The 19,837-nt window shown below is 64.1% G+C and carries 18 protein-coding genes; 6 read left to right on the forward strand and 12 right to left on the reverse strand.

Annotated features, from left to right (window positions below; genetic code table 11):
* The first annotated feature begins 10 nt into the window (after window positions 1-10).
* Window positions 11-1,249: a serine hydrolase domain-containing protein gene (locus FGL95_RS04245; protein ID WP_169584914.1), complete on the forward strand. Its 1,239-nt coding sequence runs from the start codon at window positions 11-13 to the stop codon at window positions 1,247-1,249.
* Here FGL95_RS04245 and FGL95_RS04250 read toward each other — a convergent pair.
* The 5 genes from FGL95_RS04250 to dxr all read right to left on the reverse strand — a co-directional run bounded on the left by FGL95_RS04250 (window position 1,243) and on the right by dxr (window position 7,541).
* Window positions 1,243-3,057 carry a penicillin-binding transpeptidase domain-containing protein gene (locus tag FGL95_RS04250; protein WP_240962651.1) on the reverse strand — a complete coding sequence of 605 codons (1,815 nt, stop codon included), beginning with the start codon at window positions 3,055-3,057 and terminating at the stop codon, window positions 1,243-1,245. The genes FGL95_RS04245 and FGL95_RS04250 overlap by 7 nt on opposite strands.
* A 61-nt stretch (window positions 3,058-3,118) precedes the next feature.
* Complete coding sequence (locus FGL95_RS04255) at window positions 3,119-3,955, reverse strand: GNAT family N-acetyltransferase (protein WP_169584916.1); 837 nt, start codon at window positions 3,953-3,955, stop codon at window positions 3,119-3,121.
* Window positions 3,956-3,994: 39 nt separating this feature from the next.
* Window positions 3,995-5,152 carry a flavodoxin-dependent (E)-4-hydroxy-3-methylbut-2-enyl-diphosphate synthase gene (gene ispG / locus FGL95_RS04260; protein ID WP_169584917.1) on the reverse strand — a complete coding sequence of 386 codons (1,158 nt, stop codon included), beginning with the start codon at window positions 5,150-5,152 and terminating at the stop codon, window positions 3,995-3,997.
* Window positions 5,153-5,168: 16 nt separating this feature from the next.
* On the reverse strand, window positions 5,169-6,383 hold the full coding sequence (locus FGL95_RS04265; RefSeq protein WP_169584918.1) for a M50 family metallopeptidase: 1,215 nt from the start codon (window positions 6,381-6,383) through the stop codon (window positions 5,169-5,171).
* A 6-nt stretch (window positions 6,384-6,389) separates the two neighbouring features.
* A complete protein-coding gene (gene dxr / locus FGL95_RS04270; protein WP_169584919.1) occupies window positions 6,390-7,541 on the reverse strand; it encodes a 1-deoxy-D-xylulose-5-phosphate reductoisomerase in 1,152 nt (383 codons plus the stop codon).
* 92 nt (window positions 7,542-7,633) lie between these two features.
* Here dxr and FGL95_RS04275 point away from each other — a divergent pair, with 92 nt between their 5' ends.
* Both FGL95_RS04275 and FGL95_RS04280 read left to right on the forward strand, forming a co-directional pair.
* Window positions 7,634-8,053, forward strand: a complete 420-nt coding sequence (locus tag FGL95_RS04275) for a hypothetical protein (protein WP_169584920.1) — start codon at window positions 7,634-7,636, stop codon at window positions 8,051-8,053.
* Window positions 8,054-8,258: 205 nt separating this feature from the next.
* Window positions 8,259-8,516: a DUF2631 domain-containing protein gene (locus FGL95_RS04280; protein ID WP_169584921.1), complete on the forward strand. Its 258-nt coding sequence runs from the start codon at window positions 8,259-8,261 to the stop codon at window positions 8,514-8,516.
* A 15-nt stretch (window positions 8,517-8,531) separates the two neighbouring features.
* Here FGL95_RS04280 and FGL95_RS04285 read toward each other — a convergent pair whose 3' ends face one another.
* From FGL95_RS04285 to FGL95_RS04300, 4 genes are all read right to left on the reverse strand, one after another.
* A complete protein-coding gene (locus tag FGL95_RS04285) occupies window positions 8,532-9,689 on the reverse strand; it encodes a nitric oxide synthase oxygenase (protein ID WP_169584922.1) in 1,158 nt (385 codons plus the stop codon).
* A 94-nt stretch (window positions 9,690-9,783) separates the two neighbouring features.
* On the reverse strand, window positions 9,784-10,803 hold the full coding sequence (locus FGL95_RS04290) for a TIGR03617 family F420-dependent LLM class oxidoreductase (protein ID WP_338079704.1): 1,020 nt from the start codon (window positions 10,801-10,803) through the stop codon (window positions 9,784-9,786).
* A gap of 42 nt (window positions 10,804-10,845) precedes the next feature.
* Window positions 10,846-11,622: an RCC1 domain-containing protein gene (locus tag FGL95_RS04295; RefSeq protein WP_240962652.1), complete on the reverse strand. Its 777-nt coding sequence runs from the start codon at window positions 11,620-11,622 to the stop codon at window positions 10,846-10,848.
* 89 nt (window positions 11,623-11,711) lie between these two features.
* Window positions 11,712-12,998, reverse strand: coding sequence for an HNH endonuclease (locus FGL95_RS04300; RefSeq protein WP_169584924.1), 1,287 nt, complete (start codon window positions 12,996-12,998; stop codon window positions 11,712-11,714).
* Between the two features lie 195 nt (window positions 12,999-13,193).
* On the opposite strand from FGL95_RS04300, the gene FGL95_RS32720 reads away from it, so the two are divergent.
* A complete protein-coding gene (locus FGL95_RS32720; RefSeq protein ID WP_277351728.1) occupies window positions 13,194-13,316 on the forward strand; it encodes a hypothetical protein in 123 nt (40 codons plus the stop codon).
* Here FGL95_RS32720 and FGL95_RS04305 read toward each other — a convergent pair.
* Complete coding sequence (locus tag FGL95_RS04305) at window positions 13,285-13,914, reverse strand: hypothetical protein (RefSeq protein ID WP_169584925.1); 630 nt, start codon at window positions 13,912-13,914, stop codon at window positions 13,285-13,287. The genes FGL95_RS32720 and FGL95_RS04305 overlap by 32 nt on opposite strands.
* Window positions 13,914-15,662 carry a hypothetical protein gene (locus FGL95_RS04310; protein WP_206071424.1) on the reverse strand — a complete coding sequence of 583 codons (1,749 nt, stop codon included), beginning with the start codon at window positions 15,660-15,662 and terminating at the stop codon, window positions 13,914-13,916. Before FGL95_RS04310 ends, FGL95_RS04305 begins: the two co-directional genes overlap by 1 nt.
* Before the next feature lie 123 nt (window positions 15,663-15,785).
* Here FGL95_RS04310 and FGL95_RS04315 point away from each other — a divergent pair, with 123 nt between their 5' ends.
* Both FGL95_RS04315 and FGL95_RS04320 read left to right on the forward strand, forming a co-directional pair.
* Entirely contained in the window at window positions 15,786-16,928 is a 1,143-nt protein-coding gene (locus FGL95_RS04315) for a PucR family transcriptional regulator (protein WP_169584926.1), read from the forward strand.
* A 102-nt stretch (window positions 16,929-17,030) separates the two neighbouring features.
* Complete coding sequence (locus tag FGL95_RS04320) at window positions 17,031-18,587, forward strand: AMP-binding protein (RefSeq protein WP_169585238.1); 1,557 nt, start codon at window positions 17,031-17,033, stop codon at window positions 18,585-18,587.
* On the opposite strand, the gene FGL95_RS04325 is transcribed toward FGL95_RS04320, so the two are convergent.
* Window positions 18,573-19,796, reverse strand: coding sequence for a PucR family transcriptional regulator (locus FGL95_RS04325; RefSeq protein ID WP_169584927.1), 1,224 nt, complete (start codon window positions 19,794-19,796; stop codon window positions 18,573-18,575). The genes FGL95_RS04320 and FGL95_RS04325 overlap by 15 nt on opposite strands.
* Window positions 19,797-19,837 lie beyond the last annotated feature (41 nt).

Raw genomic sequence — 19,837 nt, forward strand, 5'->3', positions numbered from 1 at the left:
GATGGCGGGCATGCCGAAGCAGCCAGTCCGGATGGTCACGGTCCCTGCCGATCTCGACGCTGTCACCACGGTCGGTGCCGAGGACACATCGCAGGGGGTCGACGTCGAACGAATCTGGGACGCGGTCCGCACCTGGTACAGCGCGGGCGCTCATCCCGCGATCCAGTTGTGCCTGCGGCACAACGGCAGTGTCGTTCTCAACCGGTCGATCGGGCACTCGACAGGCAACGCTCCGACCGATTCGCCTGACGCCGAGAAGGTCGTCGCCACTCCTGACACCCCGTACTGCGTGTACTCGGCGGCAAAGGCGATCACGACGACGTTGTTCCACATGCTGGTCGAGCGCGGCACGCTGTCGCTCGAAGACCGGGTGTGCGACTACTTGCCGGGCTACACGACCCACGGCAAGGACCGCACGACCATCCGCCACGTCCTCACCCACAGCGCAGGCGTGCCATTCCTCCCCGCGAGCGCGCTCGACCTCGATCGCATCGACGACAGCGAGTTCACCCTCGACGCGCTGTACGCACTGAAGCCGGTCTACAAGCCGGGCAGGTTCCACACCTACCACGCCGCGACGTGGGGACCGCTGACCCGAGAGATCATCCACGCCGCCACGGGCAAAAACATTCGTGACCTGCTCGCCGCCGAGATCCTCGGTCCGCTCGGTTTTCAGTGGACAAACTATGGCGTTGCGCCGCAAGATGTTTCGAAGGTGGCGTTGAGTTACGTGACCGGTCGTCCGTTTCCGCGACCGATCGAAGCGGCGATGCGGAAGACACTCGGCGGCACCCTCGAGGACATCATCCCGATCACGAACGATCCCCGATTCCTGACCGGTGTGCTCCCCTCGTCGAACACGGTCTCGACGGCGTTCGAGTTGTCGAGGTTCGCCGAAATCCTTTGTCGTGGTGGCGAACTCGACGGGGTCCGCGTGCTGAAGCCGGAAACCTTGAGCAATGCGCTGACGCCCCAGACCCGCCTGCGCCCGGACTTCGCAACCGGTCTCATGCCGCTGCGCTGGGGTGTGGGCTACATGCTCGGCTCCACCAGGTTCGGTCCGTTCGGTCGCGGCGCAGGCCGATCGTTCGGCCATCTCGGACTACTCGACATCGCCGTCTGGGCCGACCCCGAACGTGGCCTGTCCGGCGGCCTCATCAGCAGCGGCAAGCCCGGACCGCACAAGGGAATGAACCTCTACCCCGCGCTGATGGACCGAATTACCGCCGATATTCCAGTGATTCAGTAGCCGTCCGGCAACGCGGCGAACATGTCCCGGGTCACCGCGACCGCGTTGTCGGAGCTGCCGCCGCGCACGACGAGGGTCGCGAACGCGATGTCGCCGCGGTAGCCCACGAACCACGCGTGCGAACCGCCCTCGACTTCGGCCTCCCCCGTTTTGCCGTAGATCTCGCCTTGGTCGGCGATGCGGGTTGCGGTACCGCTCGTGACGACGAGTCGCATCATGTCGCGCAAGCCGTCGATCATCGGCGGTTTGATCGGCGGACGATCGCCTTCGATCTTGGTGTCGAATCCGTTGATGAGCTGGGGCACGGGCGTCGATCCGCGAGCCACTGTCGCTGCGGCGAGGGCCATTCCGAACGGGCTGACCACGACCTTGCCCTGGCCGAAGCCGTCCTCGGTTCGTTGCACGAGTTCGGTGGCGGGCGGGACCGAGCCTGAATCCGTGGGCAGCCCGACGACTGTGTAGTCCGGGCCGATCCCGAGTTCCGACGCGGCGACGTTGAGTGCATTCGGCGCCATCTCACTCGCGAGCTTGGCGAACGAGGTGTTGCAGGATCGCGCGAACGCGGTCGCCATCGGCACTGTGCCCAGGGAGAATTCGTTGTAGTTGGGGATGCTGCGATCGCCGATCTCGATGCGACCTGGACACGGCACCGACGAATCCGGCGTCGCAAGCCCGCCGTCGATGGCGGCAGCAGCGGTGATGATCTTGAACGTCGAGCCAGGCGGGTAGAGACCTGTCGTCGCCACCGGACCGTCGCGGTCGGCGGCCTTGTTCTGTGCCACAGCAAGAATCGCGCCGGTCGACGGCTGAATGACGACCATCATCGCCTGATCAGCGCTGACGTTGACAGCCGCCTGCGCCGCCTCTTGGATCGGTCGGTCCAGGCTGATCGTGAACGACGCCGACGGCTGCGGCTTCGTCTCCGTGAGCACACCGGTGTCGACGCCATCCGGGTTGACCGTGACGACACTCCATCCGGCTTTGCCGTCGACGTCGTCGATGATCGTCTTCTTGACCTGGCTGATCAGGTCCGGGGCGAAACTGCGGTCGGTGGATACCAGGTCCGCCTCGTCGTGACTGGTGACGCCGGGCATCGTCGACAACACCAGCTCGACCGTGTCGAAATCTTCCTGCTTCAGGGTCGCGACGCGGTAGTCGCCTTTTGCGGCCGTCGCCGATTCGACGATGGACTGTGCGGTGATCGTCGGGTCGAACCTGCTCAGCGCGCCGGCGAGCGAATTCGCGACCGCGACGATGTTGCCCGTCTTCGACGCATCGATGCTGATGCGGTGGACCGTGCCGGGAACCAGCACGTCGGAGCCCGAATGTTCGTTCACTCGCGCTCGCGGTGCAGGCGTCGCGCGCAGTGACATGGTTTGGGTCTCGCTGAGCTTCGGGTGAATGTCGGCCGATGTCCACCGGACCGTCCAGTCACCGTTTCGGCGACCCATCAACAGAGTGCCCGAGTAGGTCCAGACGCGGTTCTTCGGCAGCTGCCACTCGTAGGTGTATTCGACCACCGCAGTATCGCCGTCGATGCGGGCCGAGCCGGTCGATGCCGTCATCGACTCGGCTTGCAGGTCTTGCCAGGTCCGGGCGAGCGCGATCTGTGCATCTTGGGGCTCGTCGGTTGCCTTCGCGGCACGCGCGATGTCCTTCTTGGCGAACGCCTCGACGAAGGCCTCGGCAGCCGGCGACGGACCGGCGGGCTTGGGTGTGCACGACGACAATCCGAAGGTCAACAGGACAACCGTGCCGCACACCAGGCCTCGGGCACCGGGTGACGTGCGCAAACTACGGATGTTCATCGCCGCCATGATAATTCGGCGGAGCGGTCAAGCTGTGGAGGCAGGGCCGACCGGTGAGCGGTCAGTCCAGCAACACCGTAGAAAACGTCGCGACCTGCCGGAATCCGACTCGCTCGTACGCACGCCGAGCAGCGATGTTGTAGTCGTTGACGTACAAACTGGCCGTTCGTCCCGATGCGACGATCAGATTCGCGACCGCCGCTGTGCCGGCGGCGCCGATTCCGTGACCGCGACGGTCGGGATGAACCCATACGCCCTGAATCTGGCCGACCGTGCGAGACAGCGCGCCGACCTCGGCTTTGAACACGACCTGGCCGTCTTCGAACCGCGCCCAGGTGCGGCCGGTCGAGATGAGGTTCGCAACGCGTCGCCGGTACCCGCCGCCACCATCGCCGGTCCGCGGATCGACACCGACTTCCTCGATGAACATCGCAATCGCCGCGGTCAGGTAGCTGTCGAGTTCGGACATCGTCGCCAGTCGAACAAGCGGGTCCGGGTGGATGAGCGACGGATGCCGCAGCGAGAGCAACGGCTGCTCGGAACGGAGCTCGCGCGGCGGGCCCCAATCGTTGGACAGGAGATCCCACAGTGGAAGCGCCAGCTCACGGCGCCCGACTATCGATGAGCAGGTCCGGGAACCGCGGCTCGCCCGCTCGGCGAATGCGCGCAGGTCATCGGCGTTGCCGCGCAACGGAACCAGGTTGGCGCCGCTGTAACACAGGGACTCGGACGGTCCGCCGCGGCTCCACAGCTCACCGGGAAATGCACCGGGACTCAGTCCGAATTCTTGGACGCGCGCGGCGACCATGCATGACGCGATCGCATCAGCGTCCAGCACCCGAAGGACCTGAGCTTCGTCGCGGATGCCCAGCGGCTTTGCACCGAGCAGTTTCAGCACGTCATCAGCGTGCCATGAAAAGGGCCATTAGCGGAAGAATTATGAAACAGTCACCGACGGCGCGCCGGAGGTTTCAGCGTCGTCCCACTCCTCGGCAATCCGCATCGCCTCTTCGATCAGCGTCTCGACGATCATCGCTTCCGGCACGGTCTTGATCACCTTGCCCTTCACGAAGATCTGGCCCTTGCCGTTGCCCGAGGCAACGCCGAGGTCGGCCTCGCGTGCTTCGCCTGGACCGTTGACGACACAGCCCATCACCGCGACGCGCAGCGGGATCTCCATGCCTTCCAACCCAGCGCTGACCTCGTTCGCCAAGGTGTAGACGTCGACCTGCGCGCGACCGCAGGACGGGCACGACACGATTTCCAGCTTCCGCGGCCGCAGGTTGAGCGATTGCAGGATCTGGGCGCCGACCTTGACTTCTTCGGCGGGCGGGGCCGAGAGGGACACGCGAATCGTGTCGCCGATTCCCTCCGCCAACAATGCGCCGAACGCGACGGCAGACTTGATGGTTCCCTGGAAGGCCGGACCCGCCTCGGTCACGCCCAGGTGCAGCGGGTAATCGCACCGCGCCGCGAGCTGGCGATACGCCTCGACCATGATCACCGGGTCGTTGTGCTTCACCGAGATCTTGATGTCGCCGAAACCGTGCTCTTCGAACAACCCCGCTTCCCAGAGCGCCGACTCGACGAGCGCTTCCGGAGTTGCTTTGCCGTACTTCTGCATCAGGCGCGGATCGAGCGAGCCCGCGTTGACGCCGATCCGGATCGGAATGCCGGCGGCACCCGCAGCCTTGGCGACCTCGCCGACGCGGCCGTCGAACTCCTTGATGTTTCCGGGGTTCACGCGGACCGCCGCGCAGCCCGCATCGATGGCAGCGAAGATGTAGCGGGGCTGGAAATGAATGTCGGCGATGACTGGGATTTGGCTCTTCTTGGCGATAACTGCCAGCGCGTCCGCGTCCTCTTGACGCGGGCAGGCCACCCGGACGATGTCGCAGCCGCTCGCAGTGAGTTCGGCGATCTGCTGCAGCGTGGCGTTGATGTCGTGAGTCTTGGTCGTGGTCATCGACTGCACGGAAACCGGGAAATCGCTGCCGACACCTACCGAACCGACCTGCAATTGGCGCGTCTTGCGTCGCGGTGCGAGGACGGCAGCCGGCGGCGCAGGCATACCCAATCCAACTGTGCTGGTCATGACCGCGATTCTATCGTCACGGAAAGAGCTTGATCGGATTGATGATGTCCGCCGTCAGCGTGAGCAGCATGTATGCGCCACCTATGACAACAACCACATAGGTGATCGGCAGCAACTTGAGGTAGTCGACGGGCGGTCCAGCGGCAAGTCCGCGCCGTGATCGCAGGCTGTTGCGGATCTTCTCGTAGATCGTGACCGCCATGTGCCCGCCGTCGAGCGGCAGCAACGGCAGCAAGTTGAACGCGCCGAGGAAGAAGTTGAGGCTGGCGAGCAGGAGAATGAACGTGTCCCAATACCCGCGCTCGGCGACCTGACCGCCGATCGCACTCGCGCCGACGACGCTGATCGGGGTGTCGATGTCACGCTCTCCACCAGTGACCGCATGCCACAGATCGACCACCTTGCTCGGCATCTGCGCCAGACCTTGAATCGTCTTGGCGAACATGTCCCCGGTGAAACTGAAAGAGGCCGGAATCGCGCCGAGCACGCTGTAGGGCTCGATCTTCACCTCTTGGCGACTCACGCCGATGGCCGCCACCGATTCGAGGTGCGGTTCGGCGTCGCCCTCCTTCTGCACGAGCCGAGCCACCTGCTGCACGGTGACCGTGAAGCTCAGCCGCTCGCCGTCGCGCTTCACCGTGAAGGTGGCCGGGCCGGAGAGCTTTCGTGTGATGTCGATGAGGTCGGCGAAGGAACTGACCGACTTGTCGTTGACGGCGACGATCTCGTCGCCCGCTCGAATGCCGGCAAGCTGCGCCGGACCTTCACCTGTGCATTCTGCCAACTTGCCGTCTTTGTCTTGCGGCGCAACACAACCGACGCTGCCGACCACCGCGTTGTCCGACGGCGACAGATCCGGCAAGCCCCACCCGACTGCGAGAACGAAGATCAAGACGAAGCCGACGATGAAGTTCATGCCGATGCCGGAAATCATCACGACGATGCGCTTCCACGCCTTCTGCCGGTACATCGCACGGTCGATCTCGTCAGGCTCCAACTCTTCGAGAGCCGTCATCCCCGCGATGTCGCAGAACCCGCCGAGAGGGATCGCCTTGAGCCCGTACTCGGTCTCCCCACGTCGTACGGAGAACACCTTCGGCCCGAATCCGACGAAGTAGCGGCGCACCTTCATGCCCAGACGTTGAGCTGCCCACATGTGCCCGCATTCGTGCAGAGCGATCGACGCGGCAATACCGATCGCAAAAAGCACGACCCCGAAAACGAACACCATCCGGCTCTAGTCCTCCTGCTTCACAAGTTCTCGCGCGTGCTGGCGCGCCCAGCTGTCGGCTGCGAGTACGTCGTCCAAGGTAGCCGGTTCCGCCGACCATTCGTCCGCCGCGGCGAGAACGGCAGCTACCGTCCGGACAATCGCAGGGAAGCGAATCACCCCGTCGAGGAACGCTTCGGCGGCGATTTCGTTGGCCGCGTTGTACACCGCCGTCAGGCAGCCCCCGCGAGTTCCGGCTTCGCGTGCGAGATCGACTGCTGGAAAAACTGTGCTGTCGAGCGGCTCGAATTCCCAGGTCGAGGCCATGCCGAAATCACAGGCAGCCGCAACCCCGGGAATCCGATCCGGCCAGCCCAACGCAAGTCCGATCGGAAGCTTCATATCGGGCGGACTCGCCTGCGCCAGCGTCGAGCCGTCGGTGAACGTGACCATCGAATGAACGATCGACTGCGGGTGGACGGTGACGTCGATGCGGTCGTACGGGATACCGAACAGCAAATGAGTCTCGATGAGTTCGAGGCCTTTGTTCACCAGCGTCGCCGAATTCAGCGTGTTCATCGGGCCCATCGACCACGTCGGATGGGCTCCAGCCTGCTCCGGCGTCACCGCTTCGAGGGCTTCCGCGGTCCAGCCGCGGAACGGTCCGCCGGACGCGGTCAGGATCAGTCGCGCGACTTCGCCTGCCGAACCACCGCGCAAACACTGGGCGAGCGCCGAATGCTCGGAATCGACCGGAACGATCTGGCCGGGCGCCGCCGCACGGGTGACCAATGACCCGCCCGCAACGAGTGACTCCTTGTTGGCCAACGCGAGTCGCGTCCCCGATTCGAGCGCAGCCAACGTCGGTTCGAGTCCGAGCGAACCGACCAACGCGTTCAGTACGACGTCGGCTTCGGTGCTCCGGACCAACTCGGTCACAGCACCTGGGCCCGACAGCGGCACACCGAGTCGCTCCCCGACCGCCTCATCGGCGATGGCGACGTTGCGTACCCCGGTCGCCGCGATCTGTTCGGCCAGCAGGTCGGCCTTGCCGCCTCCCGCCGCCAGGCCCACGACGCTGAATTTGTCCGGGTTGGCGGCGATGACCTCTAGCGCCTGAGTCCCGATGGACCCCGTGCTGCCGAGCAGCAGGACGCGTGTTGGTGCTTGGTTCGTCACACAGCCATTGTTCCCGATGGGGCTAACCGACGGTTAAGCGCCGCGTCAGCGCTCGCTCGCAGAATTGACTCACGAGCCCGGGAGGAGCAGACATGAACCGTATTGGTGTGGGTCGGATGGTCGCTACCACCTTCGCAGTGGCGATGGTCGCCGGCGGGAGTGCGCTCCTCGCGGCGGACGCGGCCGGTGCCGCCGAGCCCAACCCGGTCGTCCAAGACTGCGACAACGTCGGCCAGGTGAAGCCGGCCATGTTGATCCTGGCGTGCGCGGACCGCGGGCTCGTGTTGCAGAACGTCGTCTGGAAGAACTGGGGCGACGGCCACGCGACGGGCTCGGGGACGCTCATCGCCAATACCTGCGTGCCAAATTGCGCGGCCGGCAACTACACCCGGTCGACTGTGACCGTCGAACTCGGCGCCGTCACCGGCAGCGATCACCACTTTTCCGAGGTGACGATCACCTACCCCGACGGCACCTCGGACACCCGCATACTTCCGGCTCGCCAAAACTGAGGAGCTACGGCCCGTTCCGCGCCAGGGCGAGAATGCACTTCCTGTCGCATCGGTCGAGTGAGTCGGCACGAAAGTGCACATTCGACGATTGGGCGGGGGGCGACCGACACTTCTCCGAGGAGCTACGGCCCCGTTCGCTGGCTACGACACACCGTCGTATGCCAGGATGATGCGAGCAGATTTCGAGTGAACTGAAGGAGCGATCGTGGCCGGTACAGATGCCAAGGAGAAGGCGCCAGCGACCAAGGTCGATATCGCGGACGTTCCTTCCGCCGAATGGGGTTGGAGCGGCGAATCACCCAAGGCTGCCAAGGCCGCAGCGATCTTCGTCATCATCGCCTTGCTGGCCCTCCTGATCGGCAATCACCAAGGCAAGGTCGAAGATCTCTTCTGCATCGGCTTCGCCGTGCTGATCGCCATCATCCTGATTCGCGACGCGGTTCGGTCCAGGCTCGCGCGCTAAGCGCTGCGCAAGGACTTACATCATCGGGCAGCGGTCTCGCTTCGCGCGTGAGACGAAGTTGGGCCGCACGTCCAGGTCGGGCGGGTCGTAGACGCGATTGAAAGTCGGCGTCACGCCTGACGACATGGGCGGATTGATCCACGACCAATCGGTGGGGCACTCGCGACCGGCCTTCGATTCGCGCTCGACGTGGTCGATGAACTGTTTCGCCACAGTGTGGTGGTCGACCATGTAGACGCCGGCGGTCCGGTAACTGTGGATGACAGCCCGGTTGAGTTCGACCAATGCACGGTCGCGCCACAATGTGCGTTCGGAACTCATGTCGAGGCCCATCGATCGCGCGATCTCGGGGAGCATGTTGTAGCGGTCGGTGTCGCTGAGATTGCGCGCACCGATTTCTGTACTGACGTACCAGCCACTGAACGGCGCAACGGGATACGTGAGACCACCGATCTCGAGGTCCATGTTGGAAACCGCAGGCACTGCATGCCATTTCAGGCCGAGGCTCGCGAACCAGGCGTACTCGGGATGGATGATGTCGACCTCGAGCACTCGTTTCGCCGGGATCTCGAACCAGCGCAGCGGTTCGGACGGCGTGCTGATCATCAAGGGAAGGACGTCGAAGGCTGTACCTTTGCCGCGCCAGCCGAGGCGGTGCAGCAACTCGGTGATTTCCATCTGTGCAGGATCGCCGACGACCGTGCCATCCGGCTGCCGGTAACCCGCATACCGAATGATCTGCGGACTCACGATTCGGAATTCGCGGCCATCCGGTAGTGCCCGCGGACCGACCGTGATGACGGACTGCAACGCACCGCCGTTCGTTGCGGCCTTCAAGTGCGCAAAGCACGCCTCTGCAAGGTCTTCAGCGGTTGTCGCATCGCGGGCGTCGATCAATTTGAGTGTGCGCCAGTGCTTTCGGCCAACACAGCGAGCGTGGTTGCGCCACGCCAGCTTCGCGCCGATGAGGATTTCCTCGGGCGACTGTTCGTAATCGCCGGTCCGCCTGAATTCACGCAGCACCTGACGCAGGCGACTCGACGGCAGGTGCGACAACTCGGGAAGGCTGTAGAACTCGATGCATTCGCGCAGTCGGCGCGAGCGTTCCGGATCTACCGGATCTGCGACAGCATCGATTGCAAGACGGACTCCGTCTTCAAAAGTAACAGCCATCCGGTCGACCCTCACTCACCAAACTCACGCGGGACCAGCAAGATAACGAACTTATCACGAAACAATCACGAATGTGATCGAAACTTGCACTGGTTCAGCGCAAAAACTCGCGCATCAAGACCTCGAGCAAGGTGGAATCCACCTGGTACGGCGTACTGAATCCGAGTCGCCCGACGAGGCCGTCGTAGCGACGATGTAGCTGTGCCGCAGCATCGGCAGGGTCGTCGACGGTGACGGCGACAGCGTCGAGGAATTCGTCGTCGATCAGCTCGGTCATCCGATCCCACTCCCCCTGCTTGGAGAGTTCCTTCAGCCGCGGACCTAGTTCGCCACGGTCGTGAAGTTCGAGGATCGGCCAATACGCCTGCGTCGAACCGTAGAACGCCAACTGCTTCCGAATTGCCCGCCGCGCGGCGGCGACGTCCTCCGCCGTATTGCCTGTCGCGATCATGACAGAGTGATGGATTGCTTTCTCGTCCAGACGTTTTCCAGTCACTGCTGCACCTTCGGCCAGCATGGGGAGGGTAACGGTCCGGAGGAATTCCGGCGTGCAGAACGGATGCGACATGAAGCCGTCCGCCACCTCGCCCGCTACTCGCGTCATGTGTGGACCGACACCAGCGAGATAGATCGGCGGTGGACCGAAACCGTCGACCTCGGCGGCTGCGGGCCGAAACAGCGGCGGCATGAGCGTGTGTTGGTAGAACTCGCCGTGATGGTCGAGCCGGCCACCGTGCTCCCAGGTTTCCCAGATCGCTCGAACCGCGAGCACCATGTCGCGCATTCGATCGGCAGGCCTACTCCACGGCATCGAATACCGTCGCGTGATGTGCGCACGAATCTGACTGCCCAAACCCAAGATGAAGCGTCCGCGAGAATAGGCCTGCAGATCCCAGCCAACAGTCGCAATCAATAGCGGGTTGCGGGCAAACGCCACCGCGATCGACGTTCCCAATTCCACTCGTTCGGTATGTTCCGCCGCGAGCAGCAATGGCAGGAACGGATCGTGCGCGCCCTCGAACGTCCAGATTCCCGAGTAGCCCGCCTCCTCCGCGGCACGCGCATCCTCTGCCATGCGGCCAAGCCCGGTGGTGATTGTCGTGTCGATCTTCACGCGCTCAGTTTGTCAGTGCTCGCTGTTGGTCGGGGGCCGAACTCAGCGGAGCCGGAGTTGCCACGTCGTCGTGTCGCACTGACCGTGGTCGTTGTTGCCGACTGCGAGAACAACTCCGTCCTCGCGCAGCCCTAGGGTGTGTGCCGACCCGGCAGCGACTGCGACGACCTCCCGCCATGACGACACATCGCATTGCCCACGGCTGTCATCTCCTGCGGCCCAGACTCGACCCCGGATGTCGACAGCAACCGTGTGAGAGCTCCCCGCCGACACTCCGGCCACGTCACGCCACTTCGACACCTGCGCGCTACCGCAAGATGCGTCTCCAGCAAAGAGCACCCGTCCGTCTTCGGTGACGGCCACGGTGTGGAGATAGCCCGCCGCGACCGCTCGCACGTTGCGCCAGCCTGCGACTTGGCACTGTCCTCGTCTGTTGACCCCCACCGCCGTGACCGAGCCATCGGCGCGAACGCCTACGGAATGCCAATCGCCAGCGGCAACCGCAACGATCTCGCGCCACGTGCTGACGTTGCACGCTCCCTCTTTCTCCCGTCCAGCGGCATGGACCGTGCCGTCCGCGTGGACCGCCAGCGTGCGACGCCACCCGGCCGCGATGCCAACGATGCCTTCCCAATCGGCGACATCGCACTGACCGTCCCCGTTCCAGCCGACGGCAACGACGGTGCCGTCAGCGCGCAGGCCCACCGTGTGCGAGCGACCAGTGTTCGAGAACGTGTGCACATTCCCTGCTGCCACGGCCACGATGTCCTTCCAGGTGCCGACTCCGCACTCTGGTGCCTTGGGAATCCCCGCCGTCATTACTGACCCGTCGGAGCGCGATCCGACCGAGTGGCGCCGCCCGGCGGCGATCACCGATCGAGTGTCATGAAGAAGTGCCATCCGTGAACTCACGCTGCTCTCGTGACGTCGCGGAGAGCCTGGACCATCCGCGCGTAAGTGGTGGCGGGGCGCGGCAGAGGCGGCGCGGTAGACAGGTAGGTGTGACCGTCGGGTGTGATCACACTGATGCGATGCAACGCCAGACCCGGAAGCGGTTCGGTGTGCCAACCGAGGCCTTGCTTGGCGTAGTTGCAAGCCTCGCACAGACCTGCACCATTCGATGCTGTTGTGGCACCACCATTTTCGACGGGTTCGATGTGATCGCTGTGCCTGATCGGCGCATCACACCACGGTGTTCTGCACACCTTGTCGCGCAAATTGATGAAGCGCGCCAACCCTTTCGGAAAGCACCGCGCAACAGATTCGAGATTGACCAACGCCCCGCTGCCCGGGTGCGCGTAGACCCGTCGTAGTTCGGCAACATCGCCCTCGACGGCTTCGCTAATCCACGTACGAGCAATAGCGGCCGGAAGATCGCCGTACCCATCGACATGCGCTGGGGCTTCGGCGTCACCGAAGAGAGCTTCGTCGGAGATCACAACGTTCACACTGACAGGTTGCGCGGCGGTTGTCCCGGTACCGGTGAGGCGTTCGACCAGCAGATCGGCCATGACTTGGCTACGGCTACGCTCCCCCGCAGCTCCGGTCCCGACCAGAGCGTCTGCATCGCGGCGCAGCGCGGCGTACGCACCGATGCCTGCGACCACAGGAACCAACGCGGATAGCCGCACCATGGAGTCGGCCGCAGGGCGCACACTCACGTGACGGTCACCGACTGCACGTTGCCCCCGACGCACCAATGCTTCGACATCCAGCCGTGCTGCATGTTCGCGAGCTTTTGCTGCGACCGCCCGATCTCCGAGTCCGTCGAGCACAGTCGGGTCTGCACACAATTGCTCGTCGACCGTGGCGCGGTCTTCCTTTGTCAGGCAGGCGGTTTCCTGCACCAACAAGGTAGCCCGCCACTCGTTGAGCTTGCCGGCCGCGAGAAGTGCATGGGTGTGCGGCATTTCCGCCATCGCCCGCGCAAATCCGAGCAGCCGATCACCCTTGTTGGGCGACTCCCGCCGCGCCAACGCGACCTCGGTGCCGATCCCCCTGCCCTGCAATCGCTTCGGCACACCGCGCTCAGCGCGCTCGACACGACGAGCAGTATCCAACTGGAGCGCTGCCGTGGCTTGGACTGCAGCACACGCCGATTTCAACTCCTCCAGCGCGGCGATTCGATCGACATGCGCGTCGTCATCCAAGCCGGCCACCTTGGTGGCCAACTCCAGGATCCGACTATCGAACATACATTCCATTGTACTCGAAACAGGCTGCAGTACAACCACTATCGCGTCAACCCCGCCAAGCCCTCGTGAGTCTTTTTGGAGTCCAGGGACTCTGTCCAGTCTCGACACATGTGGGACATCTGATGTCTACCCACATGTGGGACAGGTTGTTGGATGGGTAGGTGATGGCACCTGAGACCGGGCTTGGATTAGTCCATGCTCAGATCGGCTGCCGTGATGGACCTTCTCGATGCCACGTTGGTGTTGTTCCATATCGAAGGGGTCGCCGATGCGTTCGGCGGCTCCTTCACCAAATGGTTGGCAGCAGGTGCTCGATGACGGCGCGCCAATCGTCGAGCGCGAGCGCGAGGCCGTACTCACCGATGTAAGAAAGGTCGGTCGGTGTTTCGTAGTGGTATTGCTTGCCGTCGATGGTCGAGCCGCGGAAGTAGTAGTCGCCGGCGACGTGGTAATCACCGGCCTTGGCGGCGGCATCCCAACCCGTTCGGTCCTCCGCGCAGTTCGCTCGACGATCCAGCGCGATGTATTCAACGAACTTGCCTTGCGCCGCTGCCTTCCGAACGACTTGTGGGGCCTGCGCGTCGAGGTTCGCCGCACCGGAATAGAGACCCGGCTGCATGGTCAACACCGCATCAGCATCGGCAGTGCCGGCAGGGCCCGTCTTCGCGCGATAGCGGTAGTACGAGATCCAATCACACTGCTCGGGATGTGCCATGGTCGAGTACGGACTCGGATAGTGCAGTTGCACATAGGTTTTCTCGATGTCGTCGCCGAGAGCGGGATCGCCGCTGACTGGTGTGACGACTTCACGATCGGGCACCCCCGCCGGAGCGCCCTGTGCAACGACTGGCACGGCTGTGAGTACGACCGACGCGGCGACGCCCACGACGACGACGGCGCTGACCAGGCGGCGCATCACAGACCTGCCACGAACTCGGCGAGATACTGACCGCTGTAGTCGAGCGCGCCGTTGTTCTGCACCGCGGCGGCACCGATGGTGTCGATGTGGTTGTAGCCCGGCATCGTCTGGACCTGCGCCAACATCGGTGGCGGGAACAGCGCACCCGCAGTGTTCTGTACCGAGCTGTCGCCGCCGAACACCGCCAGGTTCGGTTTCGTGCGGCTCATCCCGGCGTAGCGCAGATTGCTCATGTCGCCGCTGCGGGCTCCTCCGTACGCCGCGCCGATGTCGACGACGACGCGCAACGGAAAGTACGTCTCCCAGTAGGCATACGGTGATCCGGCGGCCAATTGTCGAGCGACATCACGGATGTCGGCGACCTCATGGTTCGGTGCGGTGTAGGGCACGCCGGCGACATCGTCGTAATTGCGCCAGGTGTAGAGGGCGTGATGATCGGTCGGTGCGACGCGCCGCTGTGGTCCCGCGCTGATTCGCAGATAGCCGCCGAGCACCGGAATTTGTGTCGCCTCACCCGGATTGGGGAAGGACTTGTCCTGAACCGGCCCGCCGGCAAGCGCTCCGACTCCTTGTTGCAGGAGGGAAAAGTTGGTGGAGTTGTTGTCGATTAGCGTACCGAGCAGTGCGGTGTTGGTGAACCGAAAGTCGCGGATGGTTCCCGAACCGTCGGCGCCATTGGTGGCGAACGCCGCCCAGGTCGGGGCGAACAGTGTGTTCAGTGTCAGGTCGATGTCGAGATCGCGCGGAAGATGTTGCAGTAGCTGGCTTTCCGCATCGGGGGCCAGGTGTGCCGCAAGACCGGCCAGGCGCAGAATAAGGAATGCTTTTGTCCCGGTCACAGGCACAGGACCGAAGATTCGCGGCATGACGTCGGCTCGGAACCCCGCTTTGAGGACGTCGTTCGCTCCCCCGGTGATGACGTTGGTGACGTCACGGAAGAAGGGTGTGTTCTGGATCGCCGCTGGATCGGACGAGACCATCGAATCTTGGGCTGCGAATGCTGCGCACTGGTTGAACCCCGCGTCGTCTTGGGTCGCGGGGTTACCGTCGAAGTCCCAGTCGGCGAACAACCCGGTGACCAGCCCGCCGAGCGAGATGCCGGTGCACACGAACTTCCGTTGCCGCACGGCTTGATCGGGAATTTCCGCCAGCATCAGCTCGTACTGGTCGCGCACGACGCGGTCGAGGCCCATCCAGTCCAGCACTTGCAGGTTCGACGATTGCCGGAATCCCGGGAACTTCCGGCCGTCGATCTCTTTGCCGTTGAAGTAGTAGTCCACGGCGTCGAGATAGTTGCCACTGCGCAGCGCGAAGTCGAAACCGGTTGTCTCGTCGAGACATTGACTGCGACGTGCGAGTGCCCAGAATTCGATGTTGTGGCCGAGTCGCATCGCGGACCGCACCGTATTGGTGGCGACGCTGTCGGAGTTGGTTGCCCCGCCACCCAATCCCTGCTCCTGCACCACGACGTGTTCGGCGTCGCGCGAATTCGCGGGACCATCCGCTGGGCGGTAGCGAAGGAAGCCGGTCCGATCGCAATCGCTCGGATGTGGGGGCGCGTCCGCGGCGAGCGGCAGTCGATAGCTGACGACCGACACGACGATCCCGTCGCGCTCGGCGAGCACTCGTTCCTGCCGATCCGTCGCAGAAGATACCGGCTCCGCATTGGCCGATGGCGTGAATGCCACGTGAATTGCGGTCCCGGCGACAAGCGCAGCGATCGATGCGCGAACAACTCTGTTCATGGTTGAGGATGCTTCCAGCGACCGATCGGAACCGTCATTAGGCAATGAGTCAGATGCACGTCGTGCAATATGTGCAATTGTCGAACAGCGAACATCGCGACACGATTTGTGAGGTTGCCCAAAATGGACTCGTCGTCGACAGCAGCTCGAACGTCATTGCGCGAACGCGCCATGGCGATGGTCGTCGGGTTTTCGGATGCGCTGCCCGCGTACGAGCAAGTACCCGCAGCACTCGTCGAGGGCGACTTCGCTCGCGGCGCCCGAGCGAACGTCGACTTGTTCTTCGACTTCATCGAATCAGGCACACTGCCGGACTCCGACGACCTCGTAGAAGTGATCGCACTCGCGGTGGCGAGGGTCCGTGAAGGCGTGCCACTTTCCGCTGTCCTCGGGATGTACCGCAACGGCGCGACTGTCATCTGGGACGAACTTGCGAAGTCCGCGTCCCCGGACGAACTAGCCGCGATGCGCGATGTCGGTCCGGGGTTGATGCAGTACGTCGCATCGATGACGGAGCAGGTTGCCATCGCGTGTGTCGAGCCGGCAGGCGACCCACTGTGGGAGCAGCGCGAACGCAAACGTGCGGTCGCTGCTGCGCTGTTGTCGGGCGCGCCGATCAACGCGTCGACGATGGCACCGATCGCCCGCTCATTCCTCGTATCGGTCTTCGACGTCGAATCGGTCGTCGACCCGGCACAGGCAGGGGCTTTACGCAACCGGCTGGACCGGATCGACGGTGCGTTTCTACAACTGGACACCACCGGCTGGACCGCGCTTACTCCGATGATCGCCGACGAAGCTACCGCAGTGACCGCGCTGCAGAAGATTGTCGACGAGTTGGGGGTCCCTCGTGGAGAGCTGTGGGTCGGCGCCGCTGCGGCACCGTCGCACGATGACGTACCTGCTGCCGCCGCCGACGCCCACAGAGTCGCCTCATTGTGCCGGCGGACGCAGCGCGCCTCCCGGGTCATGAGGCCACGCGACCTTCTCCTCGAGTTCGTTCTGACGGCGGGCCCGGACGCACGACGGCAAATCTCCAGTGTCAGCGATGCATTGACCGAGCAACCCGCGCTCGCGCAGACCCTGGAGGTGTTCTTCGACTGTGAGTTCAACCAGCTCGCGACGGCCCGCAGGCTCGATGTGCACCGCAACACCGTGACCTACCGCTTCGCTCGGATCGCCGCCTTGACCGGATTCGATCCGCTCCGTCCGCGCGACGCCATGGTGCTGTTGGCGGCTCGCCTGCACGCCGCCCCGCACCAGTGAGTGCTGTGCAGTTTCACAACACAAACCAGGCAGCCCTGTGTAGTTGCCGGTAGCGCTCACCTGCGCAGATGCGGTGTTCTAGTTCGCGTGCAACCACATCCAATGCTTGCGGCTGGCCAACTCCGCGTACTGCAGCGGTCGGGACTGATCGATCTACGCCGGCCGTTGACCGCGGCCCGGAAGGCACGCAACGTACGAAAATTCGGCCCTATTGCGGGTGGTGTCCGCGCCTGCGCGGACGTCTGTCCTGACACCGTCGCCCTCATCGATGCCGACGGCGAGTTGACCTACCGCGAACTCGACGAGCGCACAGACCAACTCGCGCGCCGGTGGATGCGCGAGGGAATTGCGCCGACGGGCGTGGTCGCGGTGCTGTGCCGCGACAACCGCACCCTGGTCGAGACGATGGTCGCCACCGCCAAAATTGGTGCTCGCCTGGTTTTGTTGAACACAGGTTTCAGTGCAACGCAATTGTCCGACGTCGCCGGCCGCGAGGGTGTGACGGCGATCGTCTTCGATCCCGAATTAGCCTCTACTGCAGCGGAACTGACCGAATCGTTCGTCCGCCTCGATGCCAGCGCGGTAGTGCGCGAACACGTGGTCGGTCAAGGCCGGATTCAGCCGCCCGCGCGGCAAGGCGGGTTCGTGTTGCTGACGGGCGGCACCACCGGGACGCCGAAGGGCGCACCACGCCGCATCGAGTCTCCGCTCGCCGCGGCCCAGTTCCTCGACCGAGTGCCGTTGCACCGCGGCCGGACGATTCTGTTGTGCGCGCCCCTGTTTCACGGCACGGCGTTGTCCCAGTTCATCCTCGGGTTGAACTTGGGTTGCACAATCATCCTGCATGGCCGGTTCGACGCGAAACATGCTGTAGCGCAAATAGCCCGGCACCGCTGCGACGCAGTTGTATTGGTGCCCACAATGTTGCGGCGAATCCTCGATATCGGCGACGACGAGCTCGCTCGTCACGACACATCGTCGCTGGAGATCATCTTCAGCGCGGGCGCGGCACTGCCGCCAGCACTCGGCGACCGCACCCAACGCACGTTCGGTCCGGTGCTCTACAACTTCTACGGTTCGACGGAAACCGGGACCGCAACCATTGCTACACCTGACGATTGGCGAGCCGCGCCGGGCACGGTCGGTCGCCCACCGATCGGGATCACGGTCGCGCTTTTCGACGAAGCTGGGCGCCGCGTCACCCGGCCGGGGGACGTCGGCACCGTGTACGTCGGCAACTCGATCGCGTTCGCGGGCTACTCCGGCGGCGGCTCGAAGAAGACGGTCGACGGGATGATGAGCACCGGCGATCTCGGCCACTTCGATTCCGCTGGAAGACTTTTCATCGACGGGCGGGACGACGACATGATAGTTTCCGGCGGCGAGAACGTCTTCCCTGGCGAGGTGGAAGACCTGCTGTACGGGCACCCGGCCGTGGCCGAAGCAGCGGTGCTCGGCGTTCCCGACGACGAATTCGGCCAACGCCTCGCCGCATTCGTCGTCCGCGGCGGCGATGGCGAGATCGACGAGGCAGGCGTCCGGGACTACGTGAAGGCGAAGCTCGCCCGTTTCAAGGCTCCGCGCGATGTCGTGTTCGTCGACGAGTTGCCCAGGACGACCACCGGCAAGATCGACCGAACGGGACTACGAGCGCTGTGATGGGTAGGCGCGATGGACCGTCAATGCGGCGGCGAGCAATCGTGATCCGTGCGCGTCGCTGGGATCTATGCCGGTGAGCTCGGTGATCCGGTGCAGTCGGTAGGTGAACGTGTTCGGATGAATGTGGAGTTCAGCGGCAGCGGTTTTGCGGTCGAGACCGTGCCGCATCAGGACGTCGAGTGCCTCCATCAGATGCGGCTGGTCGAGTACGGGTTCGAGTTGGCGTGCCAACATGTCGCGTGCGGGCCCTGGTCGTGTCATCTGGTACTCCAGCAACAAGTCCTCGAGCCGGTGCAGGCCGGTCGGGCGGCCGAGCACACGGGCCAACTCGACGACCTCGGCGCATTCCCGCGCCGCGTCCGGCAATTGCGCCGTAGGCACCGAAAGCCGTTCGACGACATACACGTTCACTCCGAAGCGGCCGGCAAGCGACGTAGCGAGGTCACGCATCGCACGCTCGCGTCCGTCAACAGCGGCTGGCAACAGCGCCACTCCGCTGCTGCCGTCGAACGTGTTCAGAACAGATGCTCCCGCGATGTCTTCGAGCGCATGCTGGGCCCAGCGCGCCCACCGTCGCTTCACGATCGCGTCTGCATTTTCCGTCGGCGGCAGACCGGCTCCAGCGAGTATCGAGATCACGTCGTACCTCTCCGCGATGGCCGCGCCGGCCCTGGCGGCAAGATCGACGGCGGGCTCGCCACGCAGCAACGCCGCACACAGCACTCGTCGCGATTCCCGTTCCAGACCGAAGATCGATTGCTGCACGTCTACGTACGCGTCGGTGATCGTTGTGGTGAGCATGCCGATGGTCGCGATGAGGTGCGCACCCAACGCCGCAAGGTCTCCGATGTCGCTCGGCTCCGCCTCCTCCATGATCATCTGCCAGAAGACCTGCAATCCGCCGAGGTAGCCGTCGGTAAGCGAACGCAACGGCACCCTGTCTTCGGCGAAGCTCGTCACGAGAACCTCGAGTTTCGACAGGTCCTCCCGGGTGAGCGACTTGCCGTCGTCGATCCGCTGCAGAAACAACGCGGCGTATTCCATCGAGAGCGGAACGACGTCGGCGAAATGGTTCGCAGGCATGGCTGCGCCTTCGGGAACGGCGGCGACGCCGGCAGCCAGCGCGGCTTCGACAATCGGGGCGAGCCTCGGCAGCAATCGCACGAAGATCGGCGCGTTCGACGAAAGACGTGGCAGCTCGATTGGCATGCGGCTGATTGTGACAAGTACCAAACCCGACCGCAACACTC

The sequence above is a fragment of the Antrihabitans stalactiti genome, from assembly GCF_012932915.1.
Lineage (GTDB): Bacteria > Actinomycetota > Actinomycetes > Mycobacteriales > Mycobacteriaceae > Antrihabitans > Antrihabitans stalactiti.